Origin of the sequence: Bacillus sp. HY001 (assembly GCF_007558965.1) — a bacterium.
GTDB lineage: Bacteria > Bacillota > Bacilli > Bacillales > Bacillaceae_G > Bacillus_A > Bacillus_A mobilis.
The window spans coordinates 136,806-156,295 of record NZ_VLTE01000028.1; the positions used below are offsets into that span (position 1 = coordinate 136,806).

Genomic DNA, 19,490 nt, shown 5'->3' on the forward strand with positions numbered 1-19,490 from the left:
TCCCCTTCATTACTAAAAACCAATAACTTTTGTGAACGAAATAGTTATCCATTTACTTTTATTTTTAAATTTTTGCCCATTATTACATATGGAACATCATTTTTACTTGGATGAAATGGCTCTAATACATCCACCCAACCTAATCTTTCATATAACGAACGTGCCTTTTGATTGTTTATTTGTGTTGTTAAAATGCCCGTTCTATTTGAAATCCCTTCTAATAATTCATTATGTAATCTTGTTCCAAGTCCTTCATTTCGATATTTCGGGTCCACTGCTAACTCTACAAATTCAAAACAGTCTTGCAGCCAATGATTTACTTGCTCCAGATGTAACGCTTCTCTCATTAATTGATTATAGTACTGTCCTTCTAGTGAGCGATAACCATAAGTAAAACCAACGACTTCTTTTTCCTCATTAATTGCTACTATACCTTTAAAATTTGGATATTCTATATGTCTTTTAATTCGCTCAATCATTTCATTGAAATTAGTTTTCTCAAATGCTTTACAATATAACTGTCCCATATTATTGATTAAAACTTCATCCTTTTCAATAAGTAAAAATTTCATTCTACTTCCCCCTTCTATTAAAACCGATAAATTATGCAACATATATAGTTATTTAAAAATAGAGAAATTTTAAAATAATAATCTCTTTTCTATTAAACCACTAATATACCTATATTTTCCACCTGAAAATAGTATAAATGTAAAAAAGAAGAGCACCTGTAAATATACAGATGCTCTTCTTTTTTATTTTCTACTTTATCTATTAAATAACAAAACCTATTCTCATTAAAGAATAAAAATTACTTAAGCCACTCGTTACAACTATTACTTAACTTCTGTAAATCCTCTATAAATCGACTCGCATGATATCCATCACAAACCGAATGATGAACTTGCAATGAAACTGGTAGCATAACCTTATTCTCTTCATTAAAATATTTCCCACAAGTTATAATCGGTAATAGAAAATCACCATCATTATTAATATTTAGATTAAATCCAGTAAAACTAGCCCAAGGTATGCTAGAAATCGGAAAAACATTTGGCGGCATATTCTCTTTCGTGAAGAGACCATGCAAATTAGTATAGCATCTCATATCTTCTTCGTAATTTTTATAGAAAATGTGGAAATCACTAGAATAATCCGTCCATATACTTGAAAAAGACTTATCATCTTTATGGAAGATTGTATAACTTGGTATCATTTCCTCCCAATAGCCTAAAACTCCTTCATCGTTCAAACATGTTCGAAATTCTTTATGATTATTTATTACTCTAGAAATTAAATAAATAAAAACGGGATAAAATTTTATTCCCTTTTGATGTAATTCCTTTAATAACCTCGTAATATCAACATTCACAGTCACACTAAACGTACATTTCAACTTTAAATAATGTTCAAAATACTGCTCTCTATTCCAATTTTCTCTGTCAATTATATGAAACCTCATTTTAATAGCCTCCTAAAATTTCATTTTATTTTAGAAGGCTAACTTTCTTGTTCTCACCACAATTTTTCACTCCTTTCAATTTAAATTTATCCTCAAGTTTTTATTTAATTATATAACATCTGCAAAAATCCGTTCACATATTTCTAGAAATACATCCACATACTATAAATAAATCAAATGAAATTCGGAGGATGCCTACATGAATAACAAAAATGTAAATAAAAAAGAAACTGTTACCGAAAACGCTACACCTATTCAAAATGATAATACTGCAAATCTTAATATCGAAGAACAAGCAATGAACGGCTTATATGGAATGCCAGAAACTACTATTGAAGATGCTGATCACACTGAAACTGAAGATTTAAATTCAAAAAATTAATGGACTACATAGAAGAAAGCCAAGGAACATATCCTTGGCTTTCTTAACTATGCATCCACCTTTTGTACTTCTTCACTCTTTCTTGAAAGCTTTCCTGGCCAAAAAGCAAAGCGTCCTAGAACAACTGTAATTGCTGGTACAAGTAACGGTCTTACGATAAACGTATCTAGTAATACTCCAATTGCAGTTACAATACCAAATTGAACTAGAACTTGAATTGGCAGTGTACCTAATACTGCAAAAGTTCCTGCTAAAATTAAACCTGCGGATGTAATGACACTACCTGTTTGTATAACGCCATTTTTTACTGCATCCAGGTGATTTTGTGTCTTTCTGTTTTTCCATATTTCTGAAACCATAAAAATATTATAATCTTCACCTAAAGCAACTAAAAATACGAATGCATACAACGGTATCGCACCTTGAATAGCCGGCGCTCCCATACCGAAGTGAAGTAATATCCATCCTGCGCCTAATGCTGAGAAGAACGATAAAACAACAGTTACAATTAAATAAATCATCGCGACAATTGATCGTAAGTAAACAAGTAATAATAAAGCTATAATACTAATCATTACTGGAATGATAACTGCTTCATCACGTTCTGTAATTTGCTTTGTATCGTATAATGACGCCGTTTCTCCGCCAATCCACAATTGATCTTCAGCATTACTAATCTCTGCATTTTTTAATACTTTTTCTACACTGTTTTTCAATTTAGGGATTTGATCTAACGCTTCAATTGAGTATGGATTTTCAGCTAAAGAAACCTCATACATTTGTATTTGCTTATTTTCTTTACCCTCTTTTGGGTCTTTCACAGTTTTTACGAAAGAATATTTCTCTAGTTCTTCTTTAATAGGAAGCTCTTTTCCCTTCGAATCAACAACAACTTTTACTGGCGCTAGTTCACCCGCTGAGAAATGATCACTAATTAACGTAAATCCTTCGCGGGAAGGCATATCTTTAGGAAACGATTCTAGTAAGTCATATGTGTATTGAATACGTGGTACAAATGAAGCCAATCCACCTAATACAAATACAGTGAGCATAATTATTGTCCACGGTCTTCGTACTACAACATCTCCAAGTTTTTTACTAAAGGCACCTTTTGATTTTTTAACTTTTACTACTTTCTTTTTCTTTCTTGCCAATTCCTCATTCATCGAAGTTGTTCTCGGTATAAATGGGAAGAATGCAGCTCTACCGAAAATTAATAATAACGCTGGTAAAATTGTTAAAGCAGCAATTCCCATTATGAATACAGCAACACTAAATGGTACTGCAAATCGATGAAAGGCACCATAATGAGCAAGTAATAATGTTCCTAATCCAAGTACAACAGTTAACGCACTCATTATAATTGCTCCGCCAGAAGCTTTCATTGCGAGTTGCAGCGCCTTATATTTATTTTCTTCTTCTAACAAATACTCTCGATATCTCGAAATTAAAAATAGACAATAATCCGTTCCAGCACCAAACAATAATACTGTCATAATTGATATCGCTTGGGCATCTACTTTAATCCATCCGTGATCAGCTAAAAAACCAAGTGTAGGACTAATAATACCGTATGCAAAGCCAACAACAAGTAAAGGTAAAATTGCTAAAATTGGTGAACGGTACAGTAAAATTAATAGGACTAATACGAGTAATACAGTAGCAATTAATAATTTCACATCTGCTTGACTAAATAAACTAACTGCATCCGTTTGAATACCTACAGGTCCAGATAGTCTAACATGTAAACCAGAGTCACTTATTTTTCGTTTAAATGGATCTTCATCGACCTTACTATTCACTATGTTTCTTAAATCATCAAGATTTCCTTTTAATGTATCTGTTCCAGCCGACTTATTAAAGAATACTGGTGTAACAAATGATGTACCATCTTTTGATGCACTTTTTGATAATACTTGTTCCGGAATTGTATCAAATGGCGGTAATGTTGATTGTTCTTTTAAAGGACTAGCTTTTAACACTTTATAAACATCTTGTATGAGTTTATAATCCTGTGACTGTAATCCACCATCTCTATACCATACTACTAACAAAGGGTTTCCTGCATTATTCGGGAACTCTTTTTTCATAAGTGCTTCCGCTTGCTGCGACATAGCTGTTTCAGGTAAATTTTTCGGATTCGGTTCTTTCGTACTGTTTACTTGTGGTAACGTAAATGAAAGTACTAACGTAATAAGAATCCATACCGATAAAGTTATCCATTGTGTATTCTTCCCTGCTACAAGCCTCCCTAACATATGTAACGGGTGCTTTTTCATAAAAACCCACCTTCCTTTTTTCCTCCAATATTAATTATATATACTGGTCGGTTAATTAATCAAGAATGATTAAAAATTATGTTATAATTATTTCAACAATACATGTCAGGAGCGAATGGATTTGGAACAAAAACAACGTCCTCTCGGAAGGCCTCGTCAAAATAAAAATACAAAATCTAAAAAAGAAATGATTTTAGAAGTTGCAACTCGGTTATTTCTTACTCAAAATTATCAAGTTGTTTCTATGGATGAAGTTGCAAAAGTTTGTGGTGTGACGAAAGCAACCGTCTACTACTACTATTCAACAAAAGCTGCTTTATTTACCGCTACTATGCTTCAAATGATGATACGTATACGAGAGAATATGCACCAAATACTCTCTACAAATAAAAACTTGGAAGACAGATTATTGGACTTCGCTAAAGTCTACTTACACGCAACGATGGATATTGATATGAAGAATTTTATGAAAGATGCAAAACTATCATTATCTGAAGAGCAATTGAAAGAATTAAAAGACGCTGAAGATAGCATGTATGAAGTATTGGAAAAAGCACTTGATAATGCAATGAAAATTGGAGAAATCCCGAAAGGAAACGCTACATTTGCTGCTCATGCTTTCGTATCTTTATTATCAATTGGGGATTTTAAAGATGAAAATCACAATCCTATTCTTGCAAATATAGATGAATTAGCACAAGAAATTGTTTCTTTTTATCGAAACGGATTAGGTCATTAATATTAAACTAATTTACTTTAATAAAAGAGCATGTTTGAATTTTTTCAAACATGCTCTTTTATTAAAAAATATATAAATAAACCAAAAAGAAGAAGCCACACTATCTTATTATATGTTTTGTCATTCCAACAGAAAATGCGTCAAATCCTATAGATTCATAATAAGATTGCAATTTTTCCACACACATAAGTTGGGGAATAACCTTGTTTTGTTCACAGTGCCGGACTAATCGCTTTACTATTTCTTTTCCGATACCTATGGACTGATACTCTGGCAATACACAAACACCACAAATAACACCCGTAATTACACCATCTGATATAATACGCCCCATCCCTACTAATTTCTTATCATCAAAAGCATACATTGCATACCAACTTTGTTTACACATTTGTTCTAACTCGTTAACCGTTAATTGAAGCGAATTCCATCCTAAAGATTCATATAACGCTAATAATCCATTGAAATCTGTCGGGTGTTTCATTGTGTAATTTATACTATTATTCATGTGAATACTCCTTATTTTCTCGTTTGTACTGCATAAAATTAGCCTTAATATGAAATTAACTTAAACAAACTTCCATAAGAACAATATAATTCCTTCTTATCATAAAATAAAAAGAAGTTAACTTCACCTCAGTTAACTTCTTTTATATAAATCTATCATTATATTATTAACCAAAAATCATACAACTACAAACGATCAGGACAAACAAAACTAATAAACTGTTTGAGAAATAACCCATAGAATACTACCCCTTTATTTCATTATGTAAAAGATTTTAACATAAAATTATTTACAACATAATAACTGAAAAAGACATTGCATGCATTACTTATTTGTATTTAGTAATATTTCCTTTCCGGTCATACTCTCCTCTCCTAAAAGCATCGCTTCTGCTCTTCTATTTCAATTCGTATAGTTGAAAAACAAACTTTTAGTAAACTTTAATTTACTAAAAATAATTAAATCATTTGATTTATCATTAAAATAGTAATAAAATAATTACTAAATGCATAAAGGAAGCGAAAATGATGACCCAAAACGAATTATTAAACGAATACATGAATTTGTTATTAAATATGTCAGGTACTTTCAAATTATTATCGGAAAAATCATCTGAATTTACACATATAGAGCAACACGTAGTGGAATATATCGCACAACAAAAGGTGCCTGTAAATTTAAAAATGATTGCTAGTTATTTAAACATCCCTAAACAACAATTAAGCGTAACAGTTCGTAATTTAGAACTAAACGGATATATTATAAAAAAACAAGATACGGTAGACAAAAGAGCTGTACTCATTTCTCTGACAGAAAAAGCTGAAAAGGTACATTATGAGAGATGGAAACAAATATATAATAATTTCACTCATAATCTTGAGAAACTAAGCGAAGAAGAGCAACGTGATTTAACTTACGGATTGTATAAAACAAATAAACTGCTCTCAAAAATGCTAAATAACGATTAAAAATACAAATAATTTTTCATTACACGGAGGATGTTTCATGGTTAAAGAAATAGATATACATTCAGTACAAGGTACGATGCTTATTCCTCTTTGGGGACGGGCGTATGGCAGTGAGAGCAATAAAGATATTTTAGATGATCCAGAGGCTATTCGTATTATTAAAGAATGTGATTTTGACTTCTCAACAATAGCAAATACATTTGGTGAATACGGATGTATCACATACATTACTCGCGCACGAAAAATTGATGATACGATAAAAAAATTCATTATAAAACATCCAAATGCTACTATTGTAAATATCGGTTCTGGACTAGACACTACTTTTTCTAGAATTGATAATGGTACGATACATTGGTATAATCTTGATTTGCCCGATGCTATTTCATTTCGAAAAACATTAATTGAAGATACACCAAGAAACATGAGCGTCGCTAAATCATTTTTTGATACTTCTTGGTTTGACGATATAAAATATAATCCAAACGACGGTATTCTTTTTATATCAGCTGGCGTGTTTTATTACTTTAAAGAAGAGGATTTGAAGAAAATCATAGTCGCTATGTCAAAACGTTTCCCTGGAGGCGAATTATACTTTGACGCTGAATCAAAATTCGCACTGAATCTTTCAAATGCTACAGTCAAAAAATCAGGTAATAATGGCGCCCTAATGTATTTTTATATAAATAATCCAAAGACACTAGAAAAATGGTCTTCAAACATAAAAGTATTAAGCTGCTCTCCTTTCTTTAAAAATATACCTACAAATAAAGATTGGGATGGTAGTACGCGCATTATGATGCGAATTGTAAACTTAATAAAGATGTTGAAGTTTGTTCATGTGCGGTTCAATAGAAAATAAGTAAAGGAGACCTTAAGTTTTCAAGGTCTTCTTCACTTATTTTTCAACCGCTTTAGTTACTGACTTATAATTGTATTGTATAGATGTAAACTCTTCACAAAAATATATTCATTACTTCTTACCCTCCTTTATAAGAATAGCTTTTTTACTCGAAAATAGATTTTTAAAAATTCCTATCCCCATAATTAATAGACCTATCCCAACTAATTTATTTATTTGCAATGGAATGCTCTCCATTCCAAATAATCCGAATGTATCAATACATAACGCAACAACTAATTGAGTAATAAGGCTAATTAACACCGTATACGCTGGACCTAAACTCTTTATTGCACCCATGATACAAATAATTAACCCGATGCCAAACAATCCACTTACATAAAACAAATAATTTGTAGTATACACTTTAATGCTAATACTGTTTTCTGTAATGATATAAAATAGAATAGAACTTATGAGACCTATTCCAAGAACACATGCTGTTGTTAACCACTGCCCTACATTTTCATTTACCTTTGCATTAAAAACAGATTGTAAGCTAATGAATACGCCAGCTATTATAGCTAAACTAAATCCAATCATATTCCCTCTCCCCTATTCATTGCTCATATATATTATTTTTAGCAACTTCCTTCATTCTAAAAAAATCTTTAATTACAATAATTCCATTTTTCTTTTCAATTAATTTTTCTTTATAAAATTTTTGTAACACCCGAATTACGTGCCGATAACTTACTCCTATAAAATCCGCAATACTTGATACAGAAGTCGCATCCAAATCCTCTTTATACATATTCCCGTTACTGTCAGTGGAAATAGAAAGTAAATAACTAGCGACACGTACTTCTACTGGATAAAGTAAATTAAGAGCTGTAAAACGAGTCGATATTTTTAATGTGTTCGCAATGTTTGCAAGTAAGAAGTTCATAAATATAGGATCATGTAATAACTTGTTTCTAATAATCGTATGAGAAATGGAGATTGCTATAACCTCTGAACAAGTTTCAACAGCATTATGCGCTTTGCTATTTTGTATGAATTCAATATCACCAACAACCGCCAATGGATTGATAAAACGAAGGATCAGTTTCTTTCCCTCTGATGTAATCGTATAAACTTTTACTTTACCTTTAACAACAAAAAATAAATGATCCATTTCGTCATCTATATTGCAAAGAAGCTCGCCTTTTTCAAAATAATTCACTTGAAAATAAGCTGTATCTATTTCTGAAAAAATTTCAAGCATTTTATTAATTTCTAAATAATGTGTAATTAAATCTGATTTATTCTCCACTTTCATTTCCTCCTTTCATTTACATATTAAATACAACGATACCTATAATCATTACTATTGTTCCCACAATATGATATCTCTCCATCTGTATCTTTTTCATTTGAAATAATCCTTTCATCTCAATAAAAGTTGCTGTTAACAATTGAGCAACCATAAGTGTCCCAGCTGTTAATGTAACTCCCATTGAATGTATCGCTATTGTTTCTGCACAAATAATTAACCCGCCAAGTGCACCAGCTACTAAATATATTTTTTTCACATCCTTTAATTCCGCTATTTTCTCTTCTTTCTTTAACAAAAATATTGTTGTTGCAATAAGGAATCCAATAAAATGCGTAATAATACTCGTCGACCATATACCAATATGTGAACTAAGTTTCGCATTAAATGTGCCTTGAAGTGTAATAAATACGCCAGCTAAAACAGCAAATACAATACCTTTCAAAAAATCATCTCCTAACCTTCTATTTCTGACTTAATTAAACGCTATAATCCTATAAAGGCAAAAGGACAAATGTCACATCCATATGAAAATAATTGCGGATGAACATAAAAAAACACACCTCAAAATATTTGATGTGTGTTTTTTTATTAATATATATAATTTAAATAATTTTAACTACGCTACATTAACAGGTTTATTCTTCATAACAAACTTTCCAAATAAGAAACGCACAAGCGGCCCCATAATTATTAATTGTAATGGATACGCCATAATGAAATTTTTAATAAAAATTGAAAAATACATTGAAATAAACGAGTCTCCTTGTAGACCACCATGTAAATACATCATAGCCATTCCGTAAAAAGACATAAAGAAAACCATTCCAATTACCATAGCTGTCGCCATCGCAATAATAATATTTACTTTATTCGATTTATCAAACGGTAACGCAAATACAAGTTTTTTCGCACAAGGCCCAACGATACATATTTCAATTAATAGTGCAATAATGAATCCGATTAGTAGTTCTAATGCGATCTCCTTAATATGAATTGGTCCTCCTATTCCGTTCAGTATTAAATTATAAAACGTCATTACAATAACCATCCCAAGGCACATCATCATACCAAACTGGAGGTTTTCCTTTCTTGTAGTTGGCAATTTCTATCATCCTTTCTGTTTAAGTCTTTGTCATTATATCGATTGTGGAAACCTCTTCGTAAGTGAACATTTTGTGAACAAATTTAAAGCGTTATCATATTTTCTTTACTTACTGCTCAAATTCTTACTTTTATTTATGAAGGTTTTATATATCTCAATGTTGAATTATTAAATTTAACTTTGTAATACCTGATAGTTACTACTAGGAGGATAACCATGAATAAACAAGAGTTTTACGCATATCACATCGTAACAAGGAAAAAAATGAAGATGGGACAAATCATTCATTTCGAAAAAAATCAAACGAATACCCTCTTTCATTTCTTTTTTGAAAGAGAACATTTAAATTCTAACGGTCAAGATACTATGCAAATTTTAAAAGAACATTATACAAATGAAGGATTACTTATAAAGAATGAAAACGCTAAAGTAGTTATGAATTATATGGATCAAACAATTAGAGCGGTTAGAGAAACGATTGTAGAAATGGTAAGACTACAAGAATTCCCTGAATACCCTTCCCGATTATCTTGTTTATATGCTGCAAAGAGCTATGAAGATACTTTAAAATGGAAAGCATTATTTGATTCTTACAATCGAGAAGTTTTACAGATCGTTAAACTACGAGTAATTGGACATTGTTTTGAAGGTGACGGAAATCTTTTACCGAAAGAAGATGGTATTCCTTTTTCTCAAAAAATTGAACAAGCTAGAGGGTATTGGAGAGGAAACGTTAGTAATGAACTTCCTGAGTTACTGATCAATGGAAAAATTGAAGTGGTGGAAATTATTGATGATTTTTCTGCAATTCATATCTAATTCCAAACTAAACGTATAGGATGGAGATTATAATGGGGAAAAAAGTGTACTTCAATCATGATGGTGGTGTAGATGATTTAATTTCACTATTTTTATTACTCCAGATGGATAATGTCAAGCTTACAGGTGTTTCAGTTATCCCTGCAGATTGCTATTTAGAACCAGCAATGTCTGCAAGTCGCAAAATTATTGATCGCTTCGGCAAAGGAAATATTGAAGTAGCTGCATCAAATTCCCGTGCGAAAAATCCATTTCCAAAAGACTGGCGGATGCATGCATTTTATGTAGATGCTTTACCAATTTTAAATGAGTCTGGAAAAGTTGTAACACCTATAGCGGCAAAACCTGCACATCACCACTTAATTGAAACCCTACTACAAACTGAAGAGAAAACAACTTTATTATTTACAGGTCCGCTTACCGATTTAGCGCGTGCACTATATGAAGCACCTATAATCGAAGAAAAAATTGAGCGCCTTGTTTGGATGGGAGGAACATTTCGTACTGCCGGCAATGTACATGAACCAGAACATGATGGAACAGCTGAATGGAATTCGTTTTGGGACCCTGAAGCAGTAGCTCGTGTTTGGGGATCAAAAATTAAAATTAACTTAGTGACACTAGAAAGTACAAACCAAGTTCCGTTAACTATAGACATACGTGAACGTTGGGCAAAAGAGAGAAAATATATTGGTATTGATTTCCTTGGTCAATGTTATGCAATGGTTCCTCCCCTCGTTCATTTCTCAACTAACTCTACTTACTATTTGTGGGATGTATTAACTGCTGCCCTTGTCGGGAAATCTGACCTTGCAAAATCACAAACAATTAATAGTATTGTTCATACATATGGACCTAGCCAGGGGCGTACAGTGGAAACTGTTGATGGACGACCAGTAAATGTAGTATTCGATGTACACCACAATGCATTTTTTAGCTATATAACTGAATTAGCGAAGAAAGCTTCTACTTAAACCACTATCTATGCGAAAAATAAATAGAGTGACATCACTTCATACTTTGAACCCCATATTTAGAAATTGGTTGAAACCAGCTATTTAACCATTGAAAAGAGTATTGAATCAACTTTCAATACTCTTTTTATGCAGTTTAATTATATTTGATTTATATAGTGTCTTACTGATTATTCATTTCATAACCATTTACAAAAAACGTTATTGTTTCTAATTCATCTTCATTTAATTCTCTATCTATGTCTAGTTTATACGCTGCCTTTATTCTCTCTTCATCGCCTTTATGAATTTCTGTATAAGTTCCCACTGTTTTTAACAAATGCATTTCTTGTAAAAACTCAGCCCGACTTATAGCTGTCCCATGAGAAAGAATATAGGTTTCAGCATCAAATAGCTCCAACTCTTCGATTAATTTAAACGTTCGTTTCGTCGTATAGTTCCATTTTGAAGAAAAGATATCTGCATATATACAGTCTCCTAAAAATAATATCTTTTCTTCTTTCACGTAAATAACAACTGAATCATGCGCATGATCTCCGCCGACATGTTTTAACACGCATGTCACTTCACCAAGATCTAATTCAATTTGATCCTGAAATGTTAAGGCCGGAGGAATAATTTTAATATTTCTCGATTTTTCTTCAAACTCTTTTTTGATGCAATCCGCACAAAATGCAATTTCAGTACCCTCTTTTACGCGTGCGTCCAACGCTTCATCTGTCCATTCATAAGATACTAGTGACTGCATTTCTTTTTTCGTTTCAGTATGCGAAATAGACAGTGCATCTTGTAGTACAGACAATCCAAAAATATGATCCCAGTGCCAATGCGTTAATGCTACGAAGTCAGGGCTTGATACATTCTGTTCTTCTAGCATTTCTAAAAATAATTGTGCATGCTCTTCTGAATTCCCTGCATCAATCATTAAAGTTTTTTCTTGGCCAACGACCATTCCTAATATAGGTCTATCTGTTTCAGAAACAGGTGTCATATACCAAAATGAGTTTCCTATTTTTTTAATTTGCTGCATAATTAGCTCCTCCATTTATCGATAATCAGTTTAAACAAATATATGTATGCCACTCGATAGGTTGCTAGTGTTATTGCGAAAAACGGGATAATAATCAAAGGACAGAATAGATTATCGTTTTAGTTCCAATTTTTTTCGTTTCTATAATGTTCTCTTTCTATTCGTGATAATACTTTGGCAATGTTAGGTCGTTTGAATGGAGATAATAAAATTTCATCAAAATAATCTTCTTTATAATACACATTCCAAGGCATAAGTCCGTAATACGCATTTGCTAACTCAAGAAGTGTACCATCACTATAACTCATCGAGCCAGCAACACCAAGTCCGCTATGTTGCCAAGGGATTTCGTCTATATTAATCTTAATATCTATATTCCCTACTACCTTCCAATCACCCTTATCTAATGAACTTGAAAGCAATGTTAATACAGAGATAAAAGGATGATTTGAAATCTTTGCTACAGTTGGGATAGTCTCCGTATTCAAATTAAACAATCCACAAACTGGACTACCATATGACTTCCGTAATACCTGCCCAAATGCATATGTATCATCTCTAAGATTCAATAAAAATATGTCTCCCACGTTCCACTTTTGCTTTTTAGGACGTTTGTGAGAAAGAAGTTTATGTTCAGCTTCTGTAATTTCTACTTCTGAAATCGTTTCATTTATTAATCCATTAATAATTACAGCAATCTTTAGTATAGTAAATGCATTAGTTGTACGAATTACTACCTCACTAGAATCTTGACTAAAATCAATACGCTTGTATAAATCTTTTTCTATTTCATTCCTAAGTATTTTACGAAACTGTTTTAATGCATCATAGTTTTTTTCAACTTTTAATATCCCTGCCAAGTCCTCCGTAATAAAAAAGTATGAGGTTGTAGCATCTGGAAGAAAAATATTTATTTTACCTAATGAGACAATCATGTATAATTCACCCGCTCAAAAATAATAATTACTGATTTTCTTTAATACGTAGTACCTTCTCCTATCCATTTAAATATGCATCCCAATCATAGTCTTCAATTTTATAGAATCTACCTTCATCATTTCTTTCATATGCACATAAAGGTGGTTCCTCAAGAAAGTTTAAAATAGAATTATCTATATTCAAAATAACTCCAATTGAAATAATTTGAAAATTTTTAGGATCATTTACATAGTCATCACTTTCATAGCCACTTAAAATTGACCAACCTGGATCGTCCTCTGCTGTTGAATTATCTCTAAGCATAAAGTTAAATTCTCTTTTTTCAAGTACATCATCACTAACAATTACCTTCGTATCAAAATAGAAATCCCAATCACTTGAAGCTGGATCATCATATTCTGTATCACATATATTTTCGGTTCCAAATGAAATTGTATCACCTATTTTTAAATCTAAACAATACGGATCATTATCCAGTTCCCCTACAAACTTTTTCTCATTTCTTTCAGTGATTTCAACCCACATTCTTTCACCGTGAAACCCATCTTCTTCCTCATTTTTAGATACAAAAATTAGCTTTACCAAATCTCCCACCTTTAATTTCTCCAACACTTCTGGGCTAGGAAGATAGAATGTATAAGGCGCTTCTTTATTTATTTCATAAACATTATCTAAGTACCAAGTCATCTTTTTCTCTCCTCAAATGCTTTTCACACTCATATTATAAAAATAACACTATTTTTTCTTCCGGCAAACTACTACCATAGAATAGCAGTCTTCCCCTAACTCATTTCCTTCCCAATCATTATGTATATGTAATAATTCAAATCCATTCGCTGCTAATAATCTGTCTAACTCCTGCGGATATGTATAGCGAAGATCAATCGTTGTTTTCAGTTCTTCTACTTTCACATCATCCTCATAAAACCTTCTTGTTGTTATGTAGTGCTGTATTTGCTGAATTGAATCATATGTCATTTCAGTATATAAATCACATTTCCTTCCCTTTTCATCACTAATAGTTGTCCAATATTCTTCTGTAGAAGGTTGTATTAATTCTTCTTTTGAAGGAAAACGTGTATCGAATATAAATATACCATTATCAGCTAACACATGATGAATAGATATTAATAACTTATTTTGATCAGTATTCGTAAGAAAATGCTGAAATCCGTGGCCAACCATAAATGCTAACGGAATCGTTTCTTCAATCTTTAATTGTAAGCAATCTTGTTGTAGCCATTTTACTTTTTTACACTCCGTAGATTTTCTCTTCGCTTCAGCAAGCATACCTTCATGTATATCTACACCAATCATTTTATATCCGTTTTCTATAAATGGAATTGTAACCCTTCCTGTTCCGCAGGCAATATCTAGAATCCATTCATTTTGTATACTTAGTTTTTGTGCCCATGATAGTAAGAACGGAAAATCTGACAAACTTTTATTTTCTATATCATATCGTTTTGGATTTTCATATTCAGATAGACTCCATTTTGTATGCAAACGTATTCCCCATTTCATATTTCCACTTAAATCTAATATATAAATTATAAAGAATTATTAGTTTTTTCTCTATAATCCAACACAATTACTTGGACTAATCTAACTTTCCTTTTCGTAAGCTAAAAATAAGTGGAAGAATCGGAGTGTGATACGATGGAACGATTATGGATTCCTATGATAGTTACATTTTTTTCATTCGGTGGATTACTATTAGGCGGTGCTGTCGGCATTGCTACGCGCCAGCTAATTGAAGAAAAAATGCATCGTTTATATGCATTATGTGGCGGAATTTTGCTTGGGCTTTTATCCCTTGAAATTATTCCTGAAACATTTGCAAGCTATGAAATAATCGGCCCTATACTCGGTATAGCTATCGGTATTTTAGTTATGAGCCTATTAGATAACTATTGTCATCATCCAATGATACATAAAAAAGATCAACAAGCATGGCAAACTTTCCTTTTTCTTTCTTTTGCTATATTTATTCATAATTTGCCGAGTGGCTTTGCATTAGGCACAGCATTTATAAATCATAATGACTCTGCAATTCCTTTCTTACTTGCGATTGTTATTCACCATATTCCTGAAGGCTTAGCATTAATCATCCCCTTCCTATTTACAAAGCATAAATATATTTCATTTTTATTAACAACTTTATTACTTTCTCTTATCCTCGGTACAGGTACTGTTTTTGGCATTTTGATGGAAGGAAAGGCTCTACACTTACAAGGGCTCATTATGGGGAGCGCTATCGGTTCACTTGGCTATGTCACAATTCATGAAATGCTTTGGAAAGCAAAGAAACAACTCTCTTTCCTTTCATTTCTTACGTGGGCTACTAGTGGATTTTTACTTATAACAGTATTTACACTATTTACTGGTCATCATTAAAGATAATAATATTATCATTTGTATATTTTTCCTTTTTCTCCAAAACATAATAGTAACTACCTATTATAAGGAGGAAAAAATTATGTTTGAGAAAACAGCCGGTGAAGCACTAGTTGACCTATTAATTGACTGGGGAGTAGAACACATATACGGAATGCCTGGAGATTCTATCAATTCTATAATTGAAGCTTTAAGAAAAAAACAAGATAAAATCAAATTTATTCAAGTGCGCCATGAAGAAGCTGGTGCACTAGCAGCAGCTTCCTATGCTAAGTTAACAGGAAAACTCGGCGTTTGTATGGCAATCGCAGGACCTGGTGCTATTCATTTATTAAATGGTTTGTATGATGCAAAACTTGATAAAGCCCCTGTTCTAGCAATTTCAGGTCAAGTAGAGACAGATTTACTCGGGACAGATTTTTTCCAAGAAGTAAACTTAGAAAGATTGTTCGATGATGTCGCAGTTTATAACCAGCGCATTATGTCAGCAGAACAACTACCTGCTGTCGTGAATCAAGCGATTCGAATGGCTTATACGAAAAAAGGTGTATCTGTTCTTACAATTCCAGATGATGTTCCGAAATTCGAAGTAAAAAGTGGTGCTCGTGTTACAAATACTTCTTTTACATTACCTGAGTTATTTCCGCAAGAAGAGGATTTACACGCTGCAAAACTCGCGATAAATGAAGCGAAAAAGCCAGTTATTTTAGCTGGAAAAGGTGCGAAACATGCGAGAGAATCTTTACTTACTTTCGCAGAACACATTGGTGCTCCAATTGTACTTACATTACCAGCTAAAGGGATTATCCCTGATGAACATCCACTTTGCATCGGTGGATTAGGATTAATTGGAACGAAACCTTCTTATGATGCAATGAAACATGCAGATACTTTAATTATGGTTGGTACTTCTTATCCGTTCACTGGTTTCTTACCCGAAAAAGCAAAAACAATCCATATCGATACTGATCCTGCCCAAATCGGAAAACGTTACGTAACAGATATCGGCTTAGCTGGTGATGCTGATAAAACATTAAAATGGTTAATTGAAAATGTAGAAAAACACGAGGACCATTCCTTCTTAGAGCATCATCAAGAAATGATGAAAAAGTGGGAGGAAAAATTACACGATCAAGAAGACGATACTTCTACTCCAATTAAGCCACAACGTGTTATGCATGCACTGCAACAAGTAGCTCATGATGATGCAATATTATCAGTCGATGTCGGAAATGTAACCGTTTGGACAGCAAGGCACTTCCGTATGACAAATCAGCAATTTATTATTTCTAGCTGGCTCGCAACACTTGGCTGCGGTTTACCTGGTGCCCTTGCTGGAAAAATTGCTTTCCCGGATAAACAAGTATTTGCTATTTGTGGTGATGGTGGTTTCGGAATGACAATGAACGATTTCGTAACAGCTGTTAAATATAAACTGCCAATCGTTGTCGTCGTTTTAAATAATAATAAAATCGCCATGATTAAATTCGAACAAGAAGTGATGGGAAATATCGAATTTGGTACAGACTTAACAAACCCTGATTTTGCAAAATATGCAGAGGCGTGCGGAGGTATTGGATACCGTGTTGAGAATGTAGATGAACTACTTCCTGCTTTCGAAAATGCGGTAAAACAAAATAGACCGTGTATTATTGATGTTGTTGTTGATGCAAATGAAGCACCAATGCCAGCAAAAATCACCTTTGGTCAGGCCGCTGGTTATACGAAGCATATGATAAAAGAATTATTTGAAGAAGGTAAGATTGATTTACCACCACTATAAACAAAAAAGATAGCTGAAAACGATTTGTCTTCAGCTATCTCTTTTATTTTTGTATCTCTCTATAAAAAGAAAAATCATTTACATTAGTTTGTACTCGTTTTTCTTCCTTTACTTCTTTATCCTTTCTCTTAGGTATTTTTACATTTCCTAATTTAATCGCATCTTGCATACTATTACTAATTAGATTGCCTGACAAGATCGTCATACTATAGAAAGCAATTGGTATAAGTACTATCCATGTATGTGTAGTTAAATGGCGGAAGTTTTGACCAATTAGGCCCGTCCATTCCTTTGTTACACTATCTGGATCCATTCCACTGAAGGTTATTGTTCCACCAAAAAATAACTGCAACAAACCAAGGTGTAAAAGTAGTAATAAAGTACTTACAAATTGTTGGGCTACTAATAAAAGAAATGATGGTAACATATGCGGCCATATATGACGCTTCAACCTATGCCACTTACTTCCGCCGAGCACAGTAGCTGCCAACATAAATTCTTCTTTCTTAATACGCTTGACTTCTTGCGCTACATACAACATAACCGTTGGTACCGCAAGACATACAAGAACTATAATTTGAAATGCCACACGCAAATGTAACGGCACAACTTCCGCTCCACTATCAAACGTTAAAACTTCATTTAACATAAAATAAGAAATCATAACCATCGGTACAATACTAAAAGGATCAAAAAAGGATGAAATAACTGGAAAAGAACGTTTACCATACATACCAAGAAGTAAACCAATTCCCCCTCCAACTATAACTCGTAAAATCGCTATAATTATACTCGCTCCAACTGTCCATTTTGCACCTTCTATTATTAATTGAACAAGGTCACGACCTTTCACATCACTTCCAAACCAAAATTTACTTGATGGTGAAAATGGAGCTGCCTCTAGTTCCCCTTTTTCGTTATACATCATCGTAAGTTCACGAATATTCCCATCAAAAAACACCGTATATCCGATACTAACAATCATTAGTACACTCAAAAAAGTAATACCTATCCAAAATCTCACATCTTTTTTTACAACTTGCCACATGTTACACACGCTCCTTTATAACATTTTGTAAAAGCGTATGTAATATACGAAATAGTATAAAAAGCGGTACGTATAATATTACTAGACTCACTGCAAATATTTCTAATTTTGAATTTTCTTTTACAAAAACAAACATACCATATGTATTAAATATCCATTCAATAATATATAAATTGGAAAGCATAAATAAAATATTTGTTTTCGCATAATAAATTGTCGTCAATAAAACATTTCTTGAAATATGATGTGTCAAAATATGCCGTAAGCTTAACCCTTTACTCTTGGCAAACAAACTATATTCTATCTCTAATTCTTCTTTAAATCGTAATAACAATAGTTTAATAAACAATAATGTTGTTGGTATTGTAAGACATATAATCGGTAACAAACGTATTCTTTCTTCCCCTAATCCAGCCAGTTTGACCGGCATAAACCCTGTTTTTTGAAAAAGAATTACGACAAGAAGTTGTGATAATAATATAAGTAATATATCCGGTATACTCTCCAGCGTAAGAAAAACCCCGTTCCACAATTTTTGTTTCATATGAGAACGCTGCAATACCCAAACGACAAGTATATACGCTATAAGCAAAGATAGTAAAAACGCTGATAAAAATACAATCATCGTTTCAAAATAATGAATCCATATTTGCGGAAACAATTTTCTTGAGTCTCGAAATCCATATGTAATTTCACCCGGTTGAAGTATCTTCCCTCCAAGAAAGACAATCGTGTTCCAAAAACCGATTAAATCAATTTGCAATCCCTTAAATAAACGCGGTAGCGCGCCTAGACAGATTATACATAAAATGGCAGCTACTAATTGTAAACAAGTAACCCCACACCATTTAACAATTCGCATCAACATAACGATTTCCCCTTACCGTTAGATAGAATATTC

At 32.7% G+C, this 19,490-nt stretch carries 22 protein-coding genes; 8 read left to right on the plus strand and 14 right to left on the minus strand.

Features of this window, described 5'->3' with window-relative positions; all coding sequences use genetic code 11:
- Positions 1-44: 44 nt before the first annotated feature.
- A complete protein-coding gene (locus FOT98_RS14410; RefSeq protein ID WP_063261089.1) occupies positions 45-572 on the minus strand; it encodes a GNAT family N-acetyltransferase in 528 nt (175 codons plus the stop codon).
- A 239-nt stretch (positions 573-811) separates the two neighbouring features.
- Positions 812-1,462 carry a type A chloramphenicol O-acetyltransferase gene (catA, locus tag FOT98_RS14415; protein WP_063261090.1) on the minus strand — a complete coding sequence of 217 codons (651 nt, stop codon included), beginning with the start codon at positions 1,460-1,462 and terminating at the stop codon, positions 812-814.
- A gap of 199 nt (positions 1,463-1,661) precedes the next feature.
- On the opposite strand from catA, the gene FOT98_RS14420 reads away from it, so the two are divergent.
- Positions 1,662-1,844: a DUF4021 domain-containing protein gene (locus FOT98_RS14420; RefSeq protein ID WP_063261091.1), complete on the plus strand. Its 183-nt coding sequence runs from the start codon at positions 1,662-1,664 to the stop codon at positions 1,842-1,844.
- Positions 1,845-1,891: 47 nt separating this feature from the next.
- On the opposite strand, the gene FOT98_RS14425 is transcribed toward FOT98_RS14420, so the two are convergent.
- A complete protein-coding gene (locus FOT98_RS14425) occupies positions 1,892-4,123 on the minus strand; it encodes an MMPL family transporter (protein WP_063261092.1) in 2,232 nt (743 codons plus the stop codon).
- A 121-nt stretch (positions 4,124-4,244) separates the two neighbouring features.
- On the opposite strand from FOT98_RS14425, the gene FOT98_RS14430 reads away from it, so the two are divergent.
- Positions 4,245-4,862: a TetR/AcrR family transcriptional regulator gene (locus tag FOT98_RS14430; RefSeq protein ID WP_063261093.1), complete on the plus strand. Its 618-nt coding sequence runs from the start codon at positions 4,245-4,247 to the stop codon at positions 4,860-4,862.
- Positions 4,863-4,962: 100 nt separating this feature from the next.
- Here the strand turns inward: FOT98_RS14430 and FOT98_RS14435 are convergent, their stop codons facing one another.
- Positions 4,963-5,370 carry a GNAT family N-acetyltransferase gene (locus FOT98_RS14435; RefSeq protein WP_063261094.1) on the minus strand — a complete coding sequence of 136 codons (408 nt, stop codon included), beginning with the start codon at positions 5,368-5,370 and terminating at the stop codon, positions 4,963-4,965.
- Between the two features lie 527 nt (positions 5,371-5,897).
- Here FOT98_RS14435 and FOT98_RS14440 point away from each other — a divergent pair.
- Together FOT98_RS14440 and FOT98_RS14445 are read left to right on the plus strand one after the other, a co-directional pair.
- Positions 5,898-6,338 (plus strand): MarR family winged helix-turn-helix transcriptional regulator, encoded by a 441-nt coding sequence (locus FOT98_RS14440; RefSeq protein WP_063261095.1) that lies wholly within the window; start codon positions 5,898-5,900, stop codon positions 6,336-6,338.
- Between the two features lie 37 nt (positions 6,339-6,375).
- Positions 6,376-7,200: a class I SAM-dependent methyltransferase gene (locus tag FOT98_RS14445; RefSeq protein WP_063261096.1), complete on the plus strand. Its 825-nt coding sequence runs from the start codon at positions 6,376-6,378 to the stop codon at positions 7,198-7,200.
- A 111-nt stretch (positions 7,201-7,311) separates the two neighbouring features.
- Here FOT98_RS14445 and FOT98_RS14450 read toward each other — a convergent pair whose 3' ends face one another.
- The 4 genes from FOT98_RS14450 to FOT98_RS14465 form a co-directional block, all read right to left on the minus strand.
- Positions 7,312-7,782: a DMT family transporter gene (locus FOT98_RS14450; RefSeq protein WP_063261097.1), complete on the minus strand. Its 471-nt coding sequence runs from the start codon at positions 7,780-7,782 to the stop codon at positions 7,312-7,314.
- A gap of 16 nt (positions 7,783-7,798) precedes the next feature.
- Positions 7,799-8,494: a Crp/Fnr family transcriptional regulator gene (locus FOT98_RS14455; protein ID WP_063261098.1), complete on the minus strand. Its 696-nt coding sequence runs from the start codon at positions 8,492-8,494 to the stop codon at positions 7,799-7,801.
- 19 nt (positions 8,495-8,513) lie between these two features.
- Positions 8,514-8,939 (minus strand): DMT family transporter, encoded by a 426-nt coding sequence (locus FOT98_RS14460; protein WP_063261099.1) that lies wholly within the window; start codon positions 8,937-8,939, stop codon positions 8,514-8,516.
- Between the two features lie 174 nt (positions 8,940-9,113).
- On the minus strand, positions 9,114-9,599 hold the full coding sequence (locus FOT98_RS14465) for a DUF2798 domain-containing protein (protein ID WP_061679075.1): 486 nt from the start codon (positions 9,597-9,599) through the stop codon (positions 9,114-9,116).
- Between the two features lie 216 nt (positions 9,600-9,815).
- Between FOT98_RS14465 and FOT98_RS14470 the strand changes: the two genes are divergently transcribed.
- Both FOT98_RS14470 and FOT98_RS14475 read left to right on the plus strand, forming a co-directional pair.
- Complete coding sequence (locus FOT98_RS14470; RefSeq protein ID WP_063261100.1) at positions 9,816-10,418, plus strand: DUF2441 domain-containing protein; 603 nt, start codon at positions 9,816-9,818, stop codon at positions 10,416-10,418.
- Positions 10,419-10,450: 32 nt separating this feature from the next.
- Positions 10,451-11,392: a nucleoside hydrolase gene (locus FOT98_RS14475; RefSeq protein ID WP_063261101.1), complete on the plus strand. Its 942-nt coding sequence runs from the start codon at positions 10,451-10,453 to the stop codon at positions 11,390-11,392.
- A 163-nt stretch (positions 11,393-11,555) separates the two neighbouring features.
- Here the strand turns inward: FOT98_RS14475 and FOT98_RS14480 are convergent, their stop codons facing one another.
- The 4 genes from FOT98_RS14480 to FOT98_RS14495 all read right to left on the minus strand — a co-directional run bounded on the left by FOT98_RS14480 (position 11,556) and on the right by FOT98_RS14495 (position 14,885).
- On the minus strand, positions 11,556-12,422 hold the full coding sequence (locus tag FOT98_RS14480) for an MBL fold metallo-hydrolase (RefSeq protein ID WP_063261102.1): 867 nt from the start codon (positions 12,420-12,422) through the stop codon (positions 11,556-11,558).
- Between the two features lie 119 nt (positions 12,423-12,541).
- Positions 12,542-13,357, minus strand: coding sequence for an Imm26 family immunity protein (locus FOT98_RS14485; protein WP_063261103.1), 816 nt, complete (start codon positions 13,355-13,357; stop codon positions 12,542-12,544).
- A 61-nt stretch (positions 13,358-13,418) separates the two neighbouring features.
- Positions 13,419-14,048, minus strand: a complete 630-nt coding sequence (locus FOT98_RS14490; RefSeq protein WP_063261104.1) for an immunity protein Imm33 domain-containing protein — start codon at positions 14,046-14,048, stop codon at positions 13,419-13,421.
- Positions 14,049-14,096: 48 nt separating this feature from the next.
- Positions 14,097-14,885 carry a class I SAM-dependent methyltransferase gene (locus FOT98_RS14495; RefSeq protein ID WP_063261105.1) on the minus strand — a complete coding sequence of 263 codons (789 nt, stop codon included), beginning with the start codon at positions 14,883-14,885 and terminating at the stop codon, positions 14,097-14,099.
- A 135-nt stretch (positions 14,886-15,020) separates the two neighbouring features.
- Here FOT98_RS14495 and FOT98_RS14500 point away from each other — a divergent pair, with 135 nt between their 5' ends.
- Positions 15,021-15,758 carry a ZIP family metal transporter gene (locus tag FOT98_RS14500; protein ID WP_000440595.1) on the plus strand — a complete coding sequence of 246 codons (738 nt, stop codon included), beginning with the start codon at positions 15,021-15,023 and terminating at the stop codon, positions 15,756-15,758.
- An 82-nt stretch (positions 15,759-15,840) separates the two neighbouring features.
- The gene (locus FOT98_RS14505; protein ID WP_063261106.1) at positions 15,841-17,541 is read left to right on the plus strand and encodes a pyruvate oxidase; all 1,701 of its coding nucleotides are present in this window, start codon (positions 15,841-15,843) and stop codon (positions 17,539-17,541) included.
- 43 nt (positions 17,542-17,584) lie between these two features.
- Here the strand turns inward: FOT98_RS14505 and FOT98_RS14510 are convergent, their stop codons facing one another.
- On the minus strand, positions 17,585-18,589 hold the full coding sequence (locus tag FOT98_RS14510; protein ID WP_063261107.1) for an ABC transporter permease subunit: 1,005 nt from the start codon (positions 18,587-18,589) through the stop codon (positions 17,585-17,587).
- Between the two features lies 1 nt (position 18,590).
- A complete protein-coding gene (locus tag FOT98_RS14515) occupies positions 18,591-19,457 on the minus strand; it encodes an ABC transporter permease subunit (RefSeq protein WP_063261108.1) in 867 nt (288 codons plus the stop codon).
- Positions 19,458-19,490 lie beyond the last annotated feature (33 nt).

Bases quoted from the DNA above. Each gene is read 5' to 3' on its own strand.
- FOT98_RS14410 (WP_063261089.1), bottom strand. From the start codon at position 572: ATGAAATTTTTACTTATTGAAAAGGATGAAGTTTTAATCAATAATATG.
- catA (WP_063261090.1), bottom strand. From the start codon at position 1,462: ATGAGGTTTCATATAATTGACAGAGAAAATTGGAATAGAGAGCAGTAT.
- FOT98_RS14420 (WP_063261091.1), top strand. From the start codon at position 1,662: ATGAATAACAAAAATGTAAATAAAAAAGAAACTGTTACCGAAAACGCT.
- FOT98_RS14425 (WP_063261092.1), bottom strand. From the start codon at position 4,123: ATGAAAAAGCACCCGTTACATATGTTAGGGAGGCTTGTAGCAGGGAAG.
- FOT98_RS14435 (WP_063261094.1), bottom strand. From the start codon at position 5,370: ATGAATAATAGTATAAATTACACAATGAAACACCCGACAGATTTCAAT.
- FOT98_RS14440 (WP_063261095.1), top strand. From the start codon at position 5,898: ATGACCCAAAACGAATTATTAAACGAATACATGAATTTGTTATTAAAT.
- FOT98_RS14445 (WP_063261096.1), top strand. From the start codon at position 6,376: ATGGTTAAAGAAATAGATATACATTCAGTACAAGGTACGATGCTTATT.
- FOT98_RS14450 (WP_063261097.1), bottom strand. From the start codon at position 7,782: ATGATTGGATTTAGTTTAGCTATAATAGCTGGCGTATTCATTAGCTTA.
- FOT98_RS14470 (WP_063261100.1), top strand. From the start codon at position 9,816: ATGAATAAACAAGAGTTTTACGCATATCACATCGTAACAAGGAAAAAA.
- FOT98_RS14475 (WP_063261101.1), top strand. From the start codon at position 10,451: ATGGGGAAAAAAGTGTACTTCAATCATGATGGTGGTGTAGATGATTTA.
- FOT98_RS14480 (WP_063261102.1), bottom strand. From the start codon at position 12,422: ATGCAGCAAATTAAAAAAATAGGAAACTCATTTTGGTATATGACACCT.
- FOT98_RS14485 (WP_063261103.1), bottom strand. From the start codon at position 13,357: ATGATTGTCTCATTAGGTAAAATAAATATTTTTCTTCCAGATGCTACA.
- FOT98_RS14490 (WP_063261104.1), bottom strand. From the start codon at position 14,048: ATGACTTGGTACTTAGATAATGTTTATGAAATAAATAAAGAAGCGCCT.
- FOT98_RS14495 (WP_063261105.1), bottom strand. From the start codon at position 14,885: ATGAAATGGGGAATACGTTTGCATACAAAATGGAGTCTATCTGAATAT.
- FOT98_RS14500 (WP_000440595.1), top strand. From the start codon at position 15,021: ATGGAACGATTATGGATTCCTATGATAGTTACATTTTTTTCATTCGGT.
- FOT98_RS14505 (WP_063261106.1), top strand. From the start codon at position 15,841: ATGTTTGAGAAAACAGCCGGTGAAGCACTAGTTGACCTATTAATTGAC.
- FOT98_RS14510 (WP_063261107.1), bottom strand. From the start codon at position 18,589: ATGTGGCAAGTTGTAAAAAAAGATGTGAGATTTTGGATAGGTATTACT.
- FOT98_RS14515 (WP_063261108.1), bottom strand. From the start codon at position 19,457: ATGTTGATGCGAATTGTTAAATGGTGTGGGGTTACTTGTTTACAATTA.